Below are 15,788 nucleotides of genomic sequence, written 5' to 3'. Positions count from 1 at the left end.
TTGTACGCGCCGAACGTCAACGCGACGAACCCCCTTCCAACACGTTCGGCCCCCCTTCGTCACCGCTACGAACGCCCCCTTATGGGTCATTCAAGCCCTTCGTCACCTCGACGACCCCCCTCCCAACGCCTTCGGCCCCCCTTCGTCACCGCTACGAATACCCCCTTATGGGTAATTCAAGCCCTTCGTCACCTCGACGAAGCCCCTCCCAACACCTTCGGGCCCTCTTCGTTACCGCGACGAACACGCCCTGATGGGTCACCATGGCCCCGCGTCGCGTCGACGAACACCGACCGAACACCGTCGCTCCCCCCGCGTCACCTCGAAAAAGCCTCGCTGACCGGAGTTGCCTGGTCTCGCGTCACGGCCACGGCCCTTGCCACTCCGGCCTCCGACTGGACGCCGCGCTCCCCTCGGCCTCGACTCACCCCCGGCACACCCTCGACGGGGCGCCCCTGAGCACGACGCCCCCGATCAAAAAGACCCTGCGGCTCACCGGGGAGCCTGCAGGGCCTTTCCACTGCCGGCGAAGACACAGCGCCGTGGCGAGGACTTCGAGCGCTTACTTCTCTTCCTGAGCGCTCACGTCGGTTTCAGCGCTCGGCGACGCGTCATCGCTGACCTGGCCGGTGACGCTCTCAAACTGCTCGGTGGAGATGCCCATGCGCCGGGCGCGACGCAACCACTGCTTGCGCGCCATATCCCGCATATCCTGCTCCACATCCGACTCGTCGACGATCTCGAGCCCCAGCAGCGTCTCCACCACGTCTTCCATGGTCACGAGCCCGGCGATGCCGCCGTACTCATCAACCACCACCGCGATGTGGTGCTGCTCGGCGACAAAGAGCTCAAAGAGCTCGCGCACCGAGAGGTGCTCCGGCACAAACTTGATGTCGCGGCGATGCTCCACCAGCTTGCGCGCGTCATGATCCCGCGCCAGATCCAGCAGAAGGTCGCCTTTCAAGACGTAGCCCACAATCTCGTCGGCCTTCTCGCGGTAAATCGGGATGCGCGAGAACACCGGGTTGGGATGCGTCTCAAAAAACTCGCCAATCGCCGTGTCTTGCTCCACGGCCAGGAGCACCGTGCGCGGGGTCATGATGTCGCGCACCCGCAACGCGCCCACGCGCAGCACGTTCTGCAGGAGAATCGACTCCCCGATATCGACCACGCCCTCCTGGACGCCGATCTCGGTCATCGCGCTCATCTCCTCGCGGCTCAGCTGCGGCTGCGCCTCCTTGGACGAGAGCACCTTCATCAAAAGCTGCGAGATCACCACCAGCGGGTAGCTGATAAAGATCAGGATCGGAAGAATGCGCGCCACAGGCCCGCTCAACCCTCGCCAGTAGTTCGCACCGACGGTCTTCGGGATGATCTCGGTCAGAAAGAGAATCGCCAGGGTCATCACCGCCGAGACCACCCCGACATAGCCCTCGCCCCAGATCTTGGTCGCTTCAGCGCCCACACCCACCGCACCCACGGTGTGGGCGATGGTGTTCACGCTCAAAATCGCCGCCAGCGGCCGATCCACATCGCTCTTAAGTCGGTGGAGCTGCTCGCCAATGGGCTGACCTTCGTTACGCAGCGCGGCCACATACGAAGGTGTGACGCTCAGGAGCACGGACTCCAGCAACGAACACAAAAAGGACGTCCCGAGCGCGAATAGCGCATAAATGATCAGCAATGTCATCGACGTATCGTCCTCGCGCTCAACGGCGCGTTAACGCTCTGGCAAATTCAACGAAATCAGCGAGCAAACCATCAAGCTGCTCATTCAATTCAGCGCTCTTGAGGCTGCCATCATCCTCAAACGCCTGGTGGGCCATCGAGAGCCCGAACATCCGCGGTGAGACCACCGCCCCCATCGACTCCAGCGGGATACGGGTCTGCCACAGACCGCGGTTGCCGCCGATCATCGAAGGAGACGCACTCATCAGAAGCAAGGGCTTATCACGAAGCGGCCCGGGACGGTAGCGCGAGAGCCAGTCCAGCGCATTCTTGAGATTACCCGGGATCGAGTAGTTGTACTCCGGCGTGACGATCAGCAGCGCGTCGGCCGCCTCCACCGCCGCCTTCAGGCGCTCGGCCCCCTCGGGGAAGCCCTGCTCCTGGAGGTCCTGATTATAAAGGGGCATCTCGAACTCGGCGAAGGTCCGCCGGTCCACCGCCACGCCCTCCATCGCGTCAAGCAGGTCGGCGGCCACATCGAAGAGCTTTCCGTTATGGGAGTTCTGCCGCAGCGAGGCGGCAAACCCCATGATGTTCACAGTCATCTCAAAGCTCCCACGCCGTCACAGGCGTGTCGGGGTGAATGAACACACGCGTGAAACGCGCGCATAAAAAAGCAGCGCTCCCCGGATGTTCTCCGGGGAGCGCCGCCTCTTATTGCTCAGTACTCAGGACCATCTGGCTTAGCTGTTCTCCGCCGCGCGCTTGGCCTGGTACTCCTTGATCAGGTCTTCCTGGACCGAACGCGGCACCGGAGCGTACTTGGCGAACTCCATGGAGAACTCCGCCTTGCCCTGGGTCGAGCTGCGCAGGTCGTTGGAGTAGCCAAACATCTCGCTGAGCGGCACCTCAGCCATCACCACCGCGTAGCCCTGACGGGTACGCGAGCCGGTGATCATGCCGCGGCGCTTGTTCAGACCGCCGAGCACCGCCCCGCTGAACTCCTCGGGGCTCTCGACCTCAACCTTCATGATCGGCTCGAGAATGACCGGGTTGGCGCGCTTGTACGCGTCGCGGAAAGCCGCACGCGAAGCCAGGCGGAAGGCCATATCGGAGGAGTCAACCGCGTGGGAGTTACCATCGATGATCGCCGCTTTGACGTTGACCACCGGGAAGCCGATGAGACCACCTTCGTCCATCTGGTCCTGGAAGCCCTTATCACAGGAGGGCTGGTACTCTTTGGGGATCACACCACCGGTGATGTTGTTGATGAACTGGTAGTGCTCACCCTCATCGGCCGGCGCAAGCCAACCCACGACGCGCGCGTACTGACCCGAACCACCCGTCTGCTTCTTGTGAGTGTAATCGAAGTCGGCCTGCGTGGTGACCGTCTCGCGGTAGGCAACCTGCGGCTGACCCACCTCAACGTCGACGCCGTACTCACGACGAATACGCTCGATGTAAACCTCCAGGTGAAGCTCACCCATACCACCGATGATGGTCTGGCCGCTCTCCTCGTCACGCGAGACGCGGAAGGTCGGGTCTTCCTTGGAGAAGCGGTTGAGCGCCTTGGAGAAGTTCTGAAGGCCGTCCTTCTTCTTGGGCTCCACGGCGAAGGTGATCACCGGGTCGGGCACGTGAATCGAGGTCATGGTCACCTCAATGTTGCCGTCGGTGAAGGTATCACCCGAGGCGCAGTCGATGCCGAAGAGCGCCACGATGTCGCCGGCAACCGCCGTGTCGATGTCGTGCATCTCATCGGAGTGCATGCGCACCAGACGACCGACCTTATGCTTGTTCTGGTTGCTCATGTTGTAGATGAAGTCGCCCTTGTTCAGGCGGCCCTGGTAGATGCGGCAGTAGGTCAGCTGACCGTAGCGACCGTCTTCCAGTTTGAACGCGAGCATAACAAGCGGCTTCTCGGGCACCGGCTCGAGATCGACCTTGCTCTCTTCTTCGTCCATCGAGAGCGCGTGGTAGGGCATCTCCAGCGGGCTGGGCAGGTAGCTGACCACCGCGTCGAGCAGAAGCTGAACACCCTTGTTCTTGTACGCCGAACCCATGAAGACCGGGGTCAGGGTACGCGAGATGGTGGCCTTGCGAATCGCCGGCACGAGCATCTCAGCGGTCACAGGCTCGCCTTCGAGGTACGCCATGGCGATCTCGTCGTCGAGGTCAGCCAGCGCTTCCACGAGCTTGGCGCGGTACTTCTCGACCTCGTCCTTGATCTCGGCGGGAACCTCTTCGGTGCGGATGATCTCACCGTTGTCGCCTTCGAAGTAGTGCGCCTTACGGGTCAGAAGGTCGACCGCACCGACGTGCTTGTCTTCCAGACCGATCGGGTACTGCATCAGCACGGCGTTATGCTTGAGCTGGTCACGCAACTGCTCGGTCACCGAGAAGGGGTCGGCGCCGGAGCGGTCGCACTTGTTGATGAACGCCATGCGCGGGACGTTGTAGCGGCGCATCTGACGGTCGACGGTGATCGACTGCGACTGCACGCCGGCAACCGAGCAGAGCACCAGGATGGCGCCGTCGAGAACACGAAGGGCGCGCTCAACTTCGATCGTGAAGTCGACGTGGCCCGGGGTGTCAATGATGTTGATGGCGTTCTCGCCCCACTTGCAGTAGGTCGCCGCCGACTGGATCGTGATGCCTTTTTCGCGCTCCAGATCCATGGAGTCCATCTTGGCACCGACGCCGTCTTTGCCGCGGACGTCGTGGATGGCGTGAATCTGGCCGGTGTAGAACAAGATACGCTCGGTGAGCGTGGTCTTACCGGAGTCGATGTGGGCGGAGATCCCGATGTTACGAAGTTTGTTCAGGTCCATGATCCTACTCGGTTATGTTGAGACGACGGGCTGGCGCGATTTGCGCGTAGCGCCTACCCCATTTCGGAGCGCCTGTCACGTCGGTTGACGAAGTTTTTTGCCACGCCCCGACGATCTTCGGGATACGGCATACGAAACCACCTCCCGGACCGGGAGGCAGCGGCCAGGCCTTCACGGGTGTGAACGCCTCACCAGATGCTCAGAGAAAACGACGCGGCGCCTGCGTCGCTCCGGCGAGCGCCGGCGGACTCTATAGCGGCTCTGCGCGAAATATCAAGCCCCACTCCCCTCTCCGCGCTGGCCCTTCAACGTGGGGCCCCACCACCTTCTTCCCGCAGACCTCCTCCACCGCCGCTTTTCCCCGGGACCGCCCCCTGCCCCATCCTATGGAAAACTTGCAGCCTGCGTTCGCCGTGGTAGGTTGCGCGTGGAATCGTCTCGCAGACTTGCGCGCCCTTTAGATGGTACGGGTGCGAGTCACGCGCACGGAAGCGCGCAACTCGCCAGCCCCACACGGCGCACACGCAAGCCTTGCGACCCCCAATGCATTGCCACGGAGGGCAGTCATGGCGGCCAAGAGCGCTGCATCCTCATCCTCAAAGAAAAAGTCGACCTCCCGCTCCTCGAGCAGCAAGGCCAAGAGCAGCACGTCCAAAGCGGCCCCCCGAGTTAACGGCACCTCCTTTGCGCTGCAGCGTGAACTCAGCGGGGTGGTGCTCCTGGCGCTAGCCCTGGTGCTCTTGCTCTCCATCGCCAGCTTCAACCCGGCCGACCTCGTCCGGGGTGATGGCGCGCCGACCAACCTGATCGGGCCCTTCGGGGTGTGGGTGGGCGACGTGCTGCTGACGATCTTCGGGCTGGGCGCCTTCTTCATCAACGCCCTGCTCTGGTACTTCGGCATCTCGATGCTGCTTGGCCGCGAGATTGAGGCGCGCCCCGGCGAGATCCTCGGGCAGCTGCTCTTCGTGCTCGCGGGCACGGTGCTCGGGCACCTGGCGCTGAGCGGTTATCTGGTGCTCGGTCACGAGCCCGGCGGCTGGATCGGCGCCTTCGGCGGTGAGCTGATGCGCGGCGCGGTGGGAACCGTCGGCACCGCCATCCTCGCCGGGAGCGCGTTTCTGATCGGCGCGGTGCTTGTGACCGACTTAAGCCCCGGCGCGGTCGCGCGCTGGTTCGCGGCGCAGATCCACCGCTTTATGGCCTGGATGCGACACCGCCGCGCGGTGCGACGCGAGTTCAAACAACGCTACCAGGAAGAGCGCGACCGCCTGCTCGCCGGCGAAGAGCTCACCATCGCCGAAGAAGCGCGCCTGGAAGCCGAGCGCGCCGTCCTGGGCACATCCACGCGCGGCTACGACTTTGAAGAGAGCCTCGACGAGGAAGTCGAACGCAAGGTCGCCGGCCGCCTGGCACGCCTCTTTGGCCCGCGCCTTCGCAACGCCGAGCTCGCCGGCGACGACGTCTCGAACGCGTCCGAGACCAGGGCTGACGAGGCTCCCGTCGAGAAGACCTCTGACAAAAAGGGCAAAAAAGCCGAGAAGAACGACAAAAAAGACGCCCCCTCCAACCCCGTCGCCGATGACGAGGGCTGGGAGATGGGCGAGCTTGCGACCGATGCCGACATCAAAGCCGAGCCGATCCCGATCGCCGGGCTTGATGAGGCCGGGCCTTCCGAGGAGGCCATCGAGGTCAGCGACACCCAGGTCATCGATATGCGCTCGGAGCGCGAGGCCAGCGCGCCGGTCAAAGGCGACTTCGGCCCGCAGATTGTCGAGAGTGAGGCCACCCGCAAAGCCCGTGAGCGCCAGCAGCTGCTGGAGAGCGACGACGACGGCGGCCTGCTCTTCAAACCTCAGAAAAAGGGCAACTACGAGCTCCCTCCCATCAGCTTCCTGAACTTCGACCGCGGCGAAGAGGTCGCCGTCGACTCCGACGCCCTGCGCGATATGGCCGCGCAGATCGAGAAGACTCTGGCCGACTTCAAGGTCGAGGGCACTGTGGTGGAGATCTGCCCCGGCCCGGTCATCACGATGTTCGAGTTCAGCCCGGCACCGGGCGTCAAGCTCTCGAAGATCGCCAACCTCTCCGATGATCTGGCCATGGCGCTGGCGGCCCACAGCGTGCGTATCGTGGCGCCCATCCCCGGCAAGGGCGTCGTCGGCATCGAGGTGCCCAACCCCTCCCGCGAGATGGTCTACCTCAAAGAGATCATCGCCGATGAGGCCTTTGCCGATAACAAGAAAATGCAGCTGCCGCTGGCGCTGGGCAAAGACACCGAGGGCGGGCCGGTCATCGCCGACCTGGCGAAGATGCCTCACCTGCTCGTCGCCGGTGCCACCGGCGCCGGTAAGTCGGTCGCGGTCAACACCATGGTGTGCAGCCTGCTCTACAAGCACACCCCGGATGATGTGCGCATGATCATGGTCGACCCGAAGATGCTCGAGTTCAGTATCTACGCCGACATCCCGCATCTTCTGCTGCCGGTTGTGACCGACCCCAAACAGGCCACCGTCGCGCTCAACTGGACGGTTCAAGAGATGGAGCGCCGCTACCAGGCGCTGGCCGATATGGGCGTGCGCAACGTCACCGGCTACAACGAGAAGATCAAAAAACTCACCAAGCAGGCCGAGCTCGATCAGCTCAACGGCCTGGAAGACTCCGAGGCCCTGCGCTCCTTAGGCATCGACCATAAGGGCGAGCCGGAGCATAAACATCTGCCCTTCATCATCGTGATCATCGATGAGTTTGCCGACCTGATGATGACCGCCTCCAAAGATGTGGAGACGGCGGTGGCGCGCCTGGCGCAGAAAGCCCGCGCCGCCGGCATTCACCTGATCCTGGCCACGCAGCGACCCTCCACCGACGTCATCACCGGCCTTATCAAGGCCAACTTCCCGACTCGCCTGGCGCTGCGCGTCACCAGCAAGACCGACAGCCGGGTTATCCTCGACGCCAACGGCGCCGAGAACCTCCTGGGCAACGGTGACATGCTCTTTGTGCCCCCCGGCACGAGCTTCTTGCAGCGTACCCACGGCGCCTACGTCTCCGAGAAGGAGATCGACAAGATGGTCGAGTTCCTCAAGGTCCAGGGCGAACCGAACTACGACGAGTCAATCCTGGCCGACGATGGCGAGGATGATGAAAGCGCGGTGGCCGACGAGGATAAAGACGAGTTCTACGAGGAGGCGGTGCGTCTGGTGGTGGAGTCGAAGCAGGCCTCGATCTCGATGCTCCAGCGCAAACTACGCGTCGGCTACAACCGCGCCGCCCGGATGGTCGACATCATGGAGATCGAGGGCATCGTCGGCGAATCCGACGGCTACAAGCCGCGCGAGGTGCTTGTGGACCAGTCGCCTTACTGAGGCGCCCTGCCCTGACGCCGCACGTGCAAGAGAACGAAAAAACGCCGCGCTTTGCGGCGTTTTATCGTTCAACCCTGCTCTCGAGCCTCTTCGACAAAGACCGCCGGATCGCCGTAGAGCGCCTCGCGCACCGAGGCGTACACATCCCGGTGGGCCAGCTCCGAGAAGCCCTGCCAGAAGGTCTTCACATCGCGGCGGCTCGACTGCGGGAAGCTGTCGCACACCGGGCAGGCTACGGGCATCAGGCCGACCTCATCGACCCAGGCCTCGATCTTACGCTCTTCTACCAGAATCAGTGGCCGAATCGTGGTCACCGGGTGCGTCGACGCCGGGGTGGCGGGCTTGAGCGGATCGAGACGGCTGCCAAAGAGGAGGTTCAAGAAGTAGGTCTCCACCGCGTCGTCGAGGTGATGGCCCATCGCGAGCTTCGTAAACCCGCGCTCGGCGCAGTACGCGTTGAGGATGCCGCGTCGCATCCGCCCGCAAATGGCACACGGGATCTGCCCCGGCTTGAGCATCTTCTGCACCACCGAGTGGGTGTCGCGGTCGATCACCTCAAGCGGCGCGCCCAGGCGCGCCATCGCCGCGTTAAGGCCATCGCGGTCAAAGCCGGGCTGGTTCTGATCGAGGTGAATCAGGGTGACCTCAAAGCCCATATCTTCGCGGGCAGCAAGCTCCAGCATCGCCGCCGCCAGCAGGAGGGAGTCTTTGCCCCCGGAGATGCCCACGGCCACATGATCGCCGGGCTCCACCAGCGAGAAGTCGCGCAAAGCGCGCTCCACAAGTTTCATCACCGGGCGGCTGACGCGGGGTGGTTCAGGGGTTTCAAAAGGCGCAGCGCTCATGGTGGGGCTCTCAGGGTGCAGGTTTGACAACATGCTGCCCGCGGGCAGCTTTGGCGGCGGATTCTACCGGCTGCGCGCCGGTGTGCAAGGTTCACAACGCCGGCCCGGGGGCGCCTCGCACAGGCCTAGGCGCGCGCCCCGATCGTAGAGTAGACTGCCAAAAGTGAGGCCACCTCTCGGCCACCCCCACGTCCGGAACCATCCCTGGAGGAGTTCATGTCCGACGCCATCATCTGCCCCCAATGTCAGACCGCTCACTATGCCAGTGAGGCCTACTGCGAGAGCTGCGGTGCCGATCTGAGCGCAGCGGCGCCGGCCCCCGAAGACGATCCCTTCGCCCTGGAAGACGCCGCCGACGAGGTCGACGCGTACCCGGCCGACGACGGCGAGGACTTCGAGCTGGCCGAGATCCCGGTCGAGCCCCTCGACGCCGAAGACGACGAGAACGGCGTCGACCCGGGGTTTGACGAGGGAGGCTACGATCTGGTCGAGGTCAGCGACGCCTCCCACGAGCCCCCGACGCCGCCCGGCGCCGAGGACGCGTTCGACTACCCGGACGTCGCCGTCGAGGCTGCCGTCAGCGAACATTCCGAGGACCTCGCCGAGTTCGGGACGCTCGACGTTGAGCCGATCGACGCTGACGATCATCCGCTCTTTGAGGACGCCGAAGACGATCTGGGCGACGCCCCTGACATGCTCGCGAGTGAACCCGACGTCGAGGTTGAGCAGACCCCCGCGGCAAAGCTTGAGCCGCAGCGCACCACCCCGCGCGAGCGCCCCGAGGTTCAGCCCCTGCCCGTGCCGGGGCCCTTTGAGGAGCCTGCCCTGCTCACGCTCTACCGCGACCAGAAGGCGCTGGAGACCTACGCCGTGGAGCTCGACGCGCTCGTGGTCGGCCGCGCCGATGCCGTCGCCGAGCACACCCCGCACATCGATCTGAGCGAGCACGCCGGCGACGCCGTGGCGCGCCGCCAGATCGCCATCTACCGCCAGAACAAAAACTACATCGTCTGCAACCTGGCGGCTTCCGGCACCCAGTATAACGATGAGCTTCTGGAGCCCGGCGATCGCCGCCGCCTCTCGGAGGGCGACACCCTCGTGCTGGGTGAGAAGCTCGCGCTGCGCTTCTCGCTGCCGGCGGCCTGAATCACCACGACCATCCTCGGGCAAGACACGTAAAAAAGCCCCGGAGCCTGACGGCTCCGGGGCTTTTTGGTAACTCGGTGTGCAGGCGTGACCCCGGCTCGCAACGGCAAACCGAAGGTCTATCGCGAGCGCCTTATTCGGCGGCCTGCCGGGCTTCCAGCGCTTGCTGACCAAGGTCGAGCGTGGCCTGCACCGCCGATGAGACGCCCTGGAAGTCGATGATCGACTCCTGCGTGATCTCGATGGCCCGCGCCGGGAAGATACCCAGATAGAGGGTCATCACCGCACACACCACCATCGCCACCTTCGGCCCGGTATGCTCCAGCGGGCGGAAGGCACGTTTTTCGGGCTTCATGTACATGTAGATGAGCACTTTCAGGTAGTAATACACACCGGCCACGCTGCTGAGCACACCGAGAATGGCCAGACCGATGAAGGAGAACTCGTCGGTCTGCATGCCCACATCGATCGCCGAGCGGAAGATGTAGAACTTGCCCAGGAAGCCGGCTGTGGGCGGGATGCCCGCCGCCGAGAAGATGCTGATGCCCATCACAAGCCCCATCATCGGGTACTTGATGCCCAGCTGCCCCAGGTCTTCAAAGGTCTCCACCGACTCGCCGCGACGGCTGAAGTAGGAGAGCACCGCAAAGGAGCCGATCGTGCCGAAGGTGTAGGCCACCAGGTAGAAGAGGATGGCGTCGTTGTGCAAAAAGAAGCGCGGGTGGGCGTTGGCGGCGGTGAAGCCGAGCAGCAGGTAGCCCGCGTGAGCGATCGAGGAGTAGGCCAGCATGCGCTTGACGTTGTTCTGCAAAAGCGCCACCACGTTGCCCAGCACCATCGAGAAGGCCGCGAGCGCAAAGGCGATGTCGATCCAGCCGTAGCCAAAGAAGCCCCCGCGCAGCACATCGAGCGGGAAGGCCACCACGAAGACGCGCAGCAGACCGGCGAACGCGATCGCTTTGACGGCGGTGGCCATGAACCCCACCACCGGCGTGGGGCTGCCGGTGTAGACGTCGGGCGTCCAGATGTGGAAGGGAACCGCAGCGACCTTGAACGCAAAACCGCTGAAGATCAGGAGCACACCCAGCATCGCCAGACCGAAGCCGGCGTGCTGCCCCTCACCACCTTCGAGGTAGTAGAGGTTCTGCGCGATCATCTCGAGGTTGGTCGTCCCGGTGGCGCCGTAGATCAGCGCGATGCCGTAGAGCATCAACGCCGCCGAGAAGGCACCCAGCACGAAGTACTTCATCGAGGCCTCGGCGCTGCGCGAATCCTCACGCAGGAAGCCGGCGAGCACGTAGATCGGGATCGACATGATCTCGAAGGCGATGAAGAGGCTGAGCAGGTCGGCGGACGCCGCCATAAAGATCATCCCCACCACGCTGAAGAGCACCAGCAGGTAATACTCCCCGCGGTCCATCCGGTGGCTTCGCAGCACCGCTGGCGAGCAGAGGATGGCCAGTGCCCCGCTCACACACGCCAACGCGCTGAAGAAGAGCGCGAAGCGGTCGAGGTAGAGCATCCCGAAGAAGGTCGGCGCCTCCAGGGTGCCGTCCCACAGGTACCAGCTGCTCGCGGCGCCCACGCCCAGACCGATGACCGAGAAGTAGGCCAGGTAGTCGCGCGGCGTCCCCTTACGGTGAAAGACGTCGATGAGAATAAACGCCAGCGCCACAAGCGTGACGATCATCCCGGGGACGATCGCGGCGAACTCCGCACCCTGGGGCGGCGTGAGCATCGCGAGCGTGTTCAATGTGGAGAGCAATTGCATGGTCATTACATCCGTCTCAGCAGCTACGGCGCAGAAAGGCACGCCGAGTTAACGTCCGGGCGCGCGCGCTCAGCGCTCGTTACGACGCTCTTTGGCCAGGTCGATCATCGAACCCTGCGGAACCCAGGTCGGGTCAAGAGGCTCCACCACCACGGTGTTGGCCTCGGTGACGTTCTGGTCCATGTAGGTCAGAAACTGGTGAATCGAGGGGTCCATCCGGCTCAGGAAGTACTTGGGGAAGACGCCCATGAAGATGGCCATCAGCACGATCGGCACGAGCACGCCAATCTCGCGGGCGCTCAGGCGAGGCATCGTGCGAATCTCATCGTGAACCACCGAGCCGAACATCACCCGCTTAAACATCCACAGCAGGTACGCCGCGCCCAGGATGACGCCGGAGGTCGCAAAGATGGTGAAGATAAAGGCGGTGATCTCCGGGCCGGCCTGACGCGACGACCCAATCGCCACATCGGTCATCGCCGAGAGCTCATAGACCCCGTAGCCCGAGCCGGCGTTCTCCGGCTTGATGAAACCAAAGGGCGTCTCAAACCACAGGAAGTGGCTCTGCGAGGTGCCCATGATGCTCAAAAACTCACCGACGAAGCCGTTAAGACCGGGCAGACCGGCCGAGGCGAAGGTGATGATCATAAAGAAGGTCGCGAACATCGGCATCACGCTGGCCACCCCGCCGAAGTCGGCGATCTGACGCGAGTGACGACGCTCATAGAGCACGCCCACACACAGGAAGAGACCGCCGGTGGCGATACCGTGAGCGAGCATCACATACATCGCGCCGCTGATGCCCTGAGGCGTCATCGCCACAAGACCCAGCACACAGAAACCGAGGTGGCTGACCGAGGAGTAGGCCACGAGCTTCTTCACGTCGTCTTGCACGAGCGCCACGATCGCCCCGTAGATGATGCCGATGACCGAGAGCACCGCGATATAAGGTGCGAAGGTCTTGAGCGCATCCGGGAAGAGCGGGAAGGCGTAGCGCAGGATCCCGTAGGTGCCCATCTTCAGCATCACCGCCGCCAGGATCACAGAACCCGCGGTCGGCGCCTGAACGTGCGCCAGGGGAAGCCAGGTGTGGAAGGGGAAGAGCGGAACCTTAATCGCGAACGCCAGGAAGAACGCTGCAAAGAGCCAGAACTGCTCGGTGGCACTGAAGTCCGCGGCCAGAATGTCGGTGTAAAGGAAGGAGAAGGTCCCGGTCTGCACGCCCGCCTGGAAGTAGACGTACATGATGGCCAGCAGCATCAGGATCGAGCCCAGCATCGTGTAGATGAAGAAGGTCGCCGCCGCTTTGACGCGCTCCGCCCCACCCCACACGCCGATGATGAAGTACATCGGGATGAGCATCACCTCCCAGAAGATGTAGAAGAGGAAGACGTCGGTGGCCACAAGCGCCCCGATCATCCCGACCTCCAGGAAGAGCAGGCAGATCATGTACTCTTTGACGTTCTCGTGCACCGAAGAGTACGTCGACCAGATCGCCAGCGGCATCAGGAAGGTGGTCAGCATCACCAGCCAGTAGCTGAAGCCGTCGACACCCAGCGCGTAGCTCACCCCCAGCGAGGGGATCCACTCGTAGGGCCCCTCGGTCAGCTGGAAGGTAAACGCCTCACCCGCGGCCATCGGCAGCGAGGGGTCGAAGAGCACGAGAATGCCAATGCTCACCGCGAAGACGCCCAGCGAGGTGAGCAGCGCCACGTTGCGCAGCACCTGCACCTGATCGCGCGGGATCAAAAGCAGCGCCAGAATCCCCAGAAGCGGCCCGAAGGTCGTCAACGTCAGCCAGGGGATCCCCCCTTCACCGACCGCAGCGGCCTGTGCCAGAAGCGGGTTGCCCACCAGGGCACTAAAGATGTTCGTCAATTGAACCATCGGTCCTAATCCAGTGCTCGGTTCACGTGTGTCGCAGGTTGCTGCGCCACGCGCGCCTTAAGGGTTACCTCGAACGTCCCAACGTCAGCTGCTCTTAAGCGAGGCAGCCCGGGTAGAAGATCGCCAGGACGACAAGCGCAAGCGCCAGGCTGATGTAGGTGGCGTAGCGCTGCACATTGCCGCTCTGCAGGTTGCGCAAGATTCGACCCAGGTTCTGGGTCATAAAGGCCGCGCCACCCACAAGCAGGCCGGAGATGATGTTCTTATCGAACCAGGTCATCACCTTTCCGATCAGCAGCGTCGGGCGAACGAACGCCGCGAAGTAGCCTTCATCGACGAAGTACTTGTTGGACAGCACGTAATGAAGTTTGGTCACGCGAGCGTGAATCACGCCGGGGAGGTCGGTGCGCTTGACGTACATCAGGTACGCCAGACCAATGCCCACACCGGCGATGATCACGCTGGTCGCCGCCGCCAGACCTTCCGCCAGGTAGGGGTGCTCGCCGAAGCGACCGATCACCCGGTAGGTGTCGGAGACGACGAAGACCTCGGCCAGCCAGTGCTCCAGCCCCAGCGCGTAGTACTTGAGCCCCTTGGGGAAGACCGCGGCGATGAAGTGCGGCCAGCCAATGTAGCCGCCAACCACCGAGAGGAAGGAGAGCACCAGCAGCGCCACCAGCATCGCCGAGGGCGACTCGTGGATGTGGCTCTTGGTCTCTTCGTCAGCGCGGCACTCGCCATGGAAGGTCATGAAGTAGGCGCGGAACATATAGAAGGCGGTCAGACCGGCGGTGAGCACACCGACGATGAAGACGAACCAGTTGATGAAGAGCGCCCCGCCGAGCACCTCGAGCGCGTGGCCTTCTGCGGCCACAACCGCCGGCGCCAGCGTGGTGGTGAACATCTCCATCTGCGCCGTCTCCAGCACGCCGACGACGTTGAGCACGTGCACGTTGGAGAGCGCACTCCAAAGGATGAAGTCCTTGGAGTAGAAGCCGGCGAAGAAGGGCACCCCGGCGATCGCCAGCGTCCCGATCAGGAAGGCGGCGTGGGTCCAGGGCATGTACTTCTTGAGCCCGCCCATCTTGCGCATGTCCTGCTCGTGGTGCATGCCGTGAATCACGCTACCGGCCGCCAGGAAGAGCAGCGCCTTGAAGAAGGCGTGGGTCATCAGGTGGAAGACCGCCGCGGTGAACGAGCCTACGCCCACGGCCATGAACATAAAGCCGAGCTGCGAGACGGTGGAGTAGGCCAGCACCTTCTTAATGTCGGTCTGAACAATCGCAATCGTCGCAGCCATCAACGCGGTCAGAGAGCCGACCACGGCCACAATCGCCATCAAGTTGGGATCGAGCGTAAAGATCCAGTTGATGCGCGAGAGCAAAAAGACACCGGCGGTGACCATCGTCGCGGCGTGAATCAGGGCGCTGACCGGAGTGGGACCCGCCATGGCGTCGGGCAGCCAGACGTAGAGCGGAATCTGCGCGCTCTTACCGGTGCAACCCAGAAAGATCAGCACACCGACCGGGAGCGCCACCGGAAGAAGAAGCGCAGCGGTGGCCGTGTTCGTGGCCAGCGCCTCAAGCTCCAGGTAATCCCAGGTGCCCACGGTGAAGTAGAGAATGAACATCCCCAGCAGGAAGAAGAAGTCGCCAACGCGGTTGACGATAAAGGCCTTCTGACCTGCGGCGGCTTTGTCGGCGTCGCTGTACCAGAACCCGATAAGCAGGTAGCTGGCCATCCCCACGCCCTCCCAACCGATGAAGGTCACGAGCATGTTCTTGCCCAGGGCAAGCAGCAGCATCGCGAACACAAAGAGGTTGAGGTAGGCGAAATAGCGCCACTTCGACGGATCCTCGGCCATATAGCCGGTCGAATAGATGTGGATCAGCAGCCCGACGCCGGTGATGATCAACACCAGCACCGCCGAGAGAGGATCGAACAAAAACGCGATCTCCGCGTTCAGGCTACCGCTGAAGATCCACTGGAAGGCGGTGTAGCTCAGATGCCCCACCTCCTCGCCATTGCCCTGATTGACCAGGGCCTGGAGGCTCACAAGCGCGAACGCGAACGAGAGCGCCATCGCCCCACAGGCCACCCAGTTGACCAGGTTCCTGGGGAGCTTCGCGCCAAAGAGGCCGTTGATGATCGCGCCGAGCAAGGGCATCAGCACAATCAGGCCAAGGAAATAAAAACTATCGGAGTAAAGCGGTTCCATGATCGCCTATTCTATCGCCAGGGAGTCGCACCTGCGGCCCCTCCCCTGCATCCACATCTG

The 15,788-nt window shown here is 63.2% G+C and carries 9 protein-coding genes; 2 read left to right on the top strand and 7 right to left on the bottom strand.

Annotation, left to right across the window (positions count from 1 at the left end):
* Positions 1 to 562: 562 nt before the first annotated feature.
* The 3 genes from FRC96_RS01090 to fusA form a co-directional block, all read right to left on the bottom strand.
* Entirely contained in the window at positions 563 to 1,690 is a 1,128-nt protein-coding gene (locus FRC96_RS01090) for a CNNM domain-containing protein (RefSeq protein ID WP_146972197.1), read from the bottom strand.
* Positions 1,691 to 1,709: 19 nt separating this feature from the next.
* Positions 1,710 to 2,273, bottom strand: coding sequence for an NADPH-dependent FMN reductase (locus tag FRC96_RS01085; RefSeq protein ID WP_146972196.1), 564 nt, complete (start codon positions 2,271 to 2,273; stop codon positions 1,710 to 1,712).
* Positions 2,274 to 2,411: 138 nt separating this feature from the next.
* On the bottom strand, positions 2,412 to 4,499 hold the full coding sequence (gene fusA, locus FRC96_RS01080) for an elongation factor G (RefSeq protein WP_146972195.1): 2,088 nt from the start codon (positions 4,497 to 4,499) through the stop codon (positions 2,412 to 2,414).
* Positions 4,500 to 5,065: 566 nt separating this feature from the next.
* On the opposite strand from fusA, the gene FRC96_RS01075 reads away from it, so the two are divergent.
* Positions 5,066 to 7,861 carry a DNA translocase FtsK gene (locus FRC96_RS01075; RefSeq protein ID WP_230469720.1) on the top strand — a complete coding sequence of 932 codons (2,796 nt, stop codon included), beginning with the start codon at positions 5,066 to 5,068 and terminating at the stop codon, positions 7,859 to 7,861.
* Between the two features lie 68 nt (positions 7,862 to 7,929).
* Here the strand turns inward: FRC96_RS01075 and FRC96_RS01070 are convergent, their stop codons facing one another.
* Positions 7,930 to 8,706, bottom strand: coding sequence for an ATP-binding protein (locus FRC96_RS01070; RefSeq protein ID WP_230469718.1), 777 nt, complete (start codon positions 8,704 to 8,706; stop codon positions 7,930 to 7,932).
* Between the two features lie 216 nt (positions 8,707 to 8,922).
* On the opposite strand from FRC96_RS01070, the gene FRC96_RS01065 reads away from it, so the two are divergent.
* Complete coding sequence (locus tag FRC96_RS01065; RefSeq protein WP_146972192.1) at positions 8,923 to 9,852, top strand: FHA domain-containing protein; 930 nt, start codon at positions 8,923 to 8,925, stop codon at positions 9,850 to 9,852.
* 133 nt (positions 9,853 to 9,985) lie between these two features.
* On the opposite strand, the gene FRC96_RS01060 is transcribed toward FRC96_RS01065, so the two are convergent.
* The 3 genes from FRC96_RS01060 to nuoL all read right to left on the bottom strand — a co-directional run bounded on the left by FRC96_RS01060 (position 9,986) and on the right by nuoL (position 15,728).
* A complete protein-coding gene (locus tag FRC96_RS01060) occupies positions 9,986 to 11,629 on the bottom strand; it encodes an NADH-quinone oxidoreductase subunit N (protein ID WP_146972191.1) in 1,644 nt (547 codons plus the stop codon).
* Positions 11,630 to 11,692: 63 nt separating this feature from the next.
* Entirely contained in the window at positions 11,693 to 13,510 is a 1,818-nt protein-coding gene (locus FRC96_RS01055) for a complex I subunit 4 family protein (RefSeq protein ID WP_146972190.1), read from the bottom strand.
* Positions 13,511 to 13,604: 94 nt separating this feature from the next.
* Positions 13,605 to 15,728 (bottom strand): NADH-quinone oxidoreductase subunit L, encoded by a 2,124-nt coding sequence (gene nuoL, locus FRC96_RS01050; protein WP_146972189.1) that lies wholly within the window; start codon positions 15,726 to 15,728, stop codon positions 13,605 to 13,607.
* Positions 15,729 to 15,788 lie beyond the last annotated feature (60 nt).

This window comes from Lujinxingia vulgaris (assembly GCF_007997005.1).
GTDB lineage: Bacteria > Myxococcota_A > Bradymonadia > Bradymonadales > Bradymonadaceae > Lujinxingia.
The sequence above is the reverse complement of the archived record's forward strand: the minus strand, read 5'-3'. Positions and strand labels throughout refer to the sequence as shown.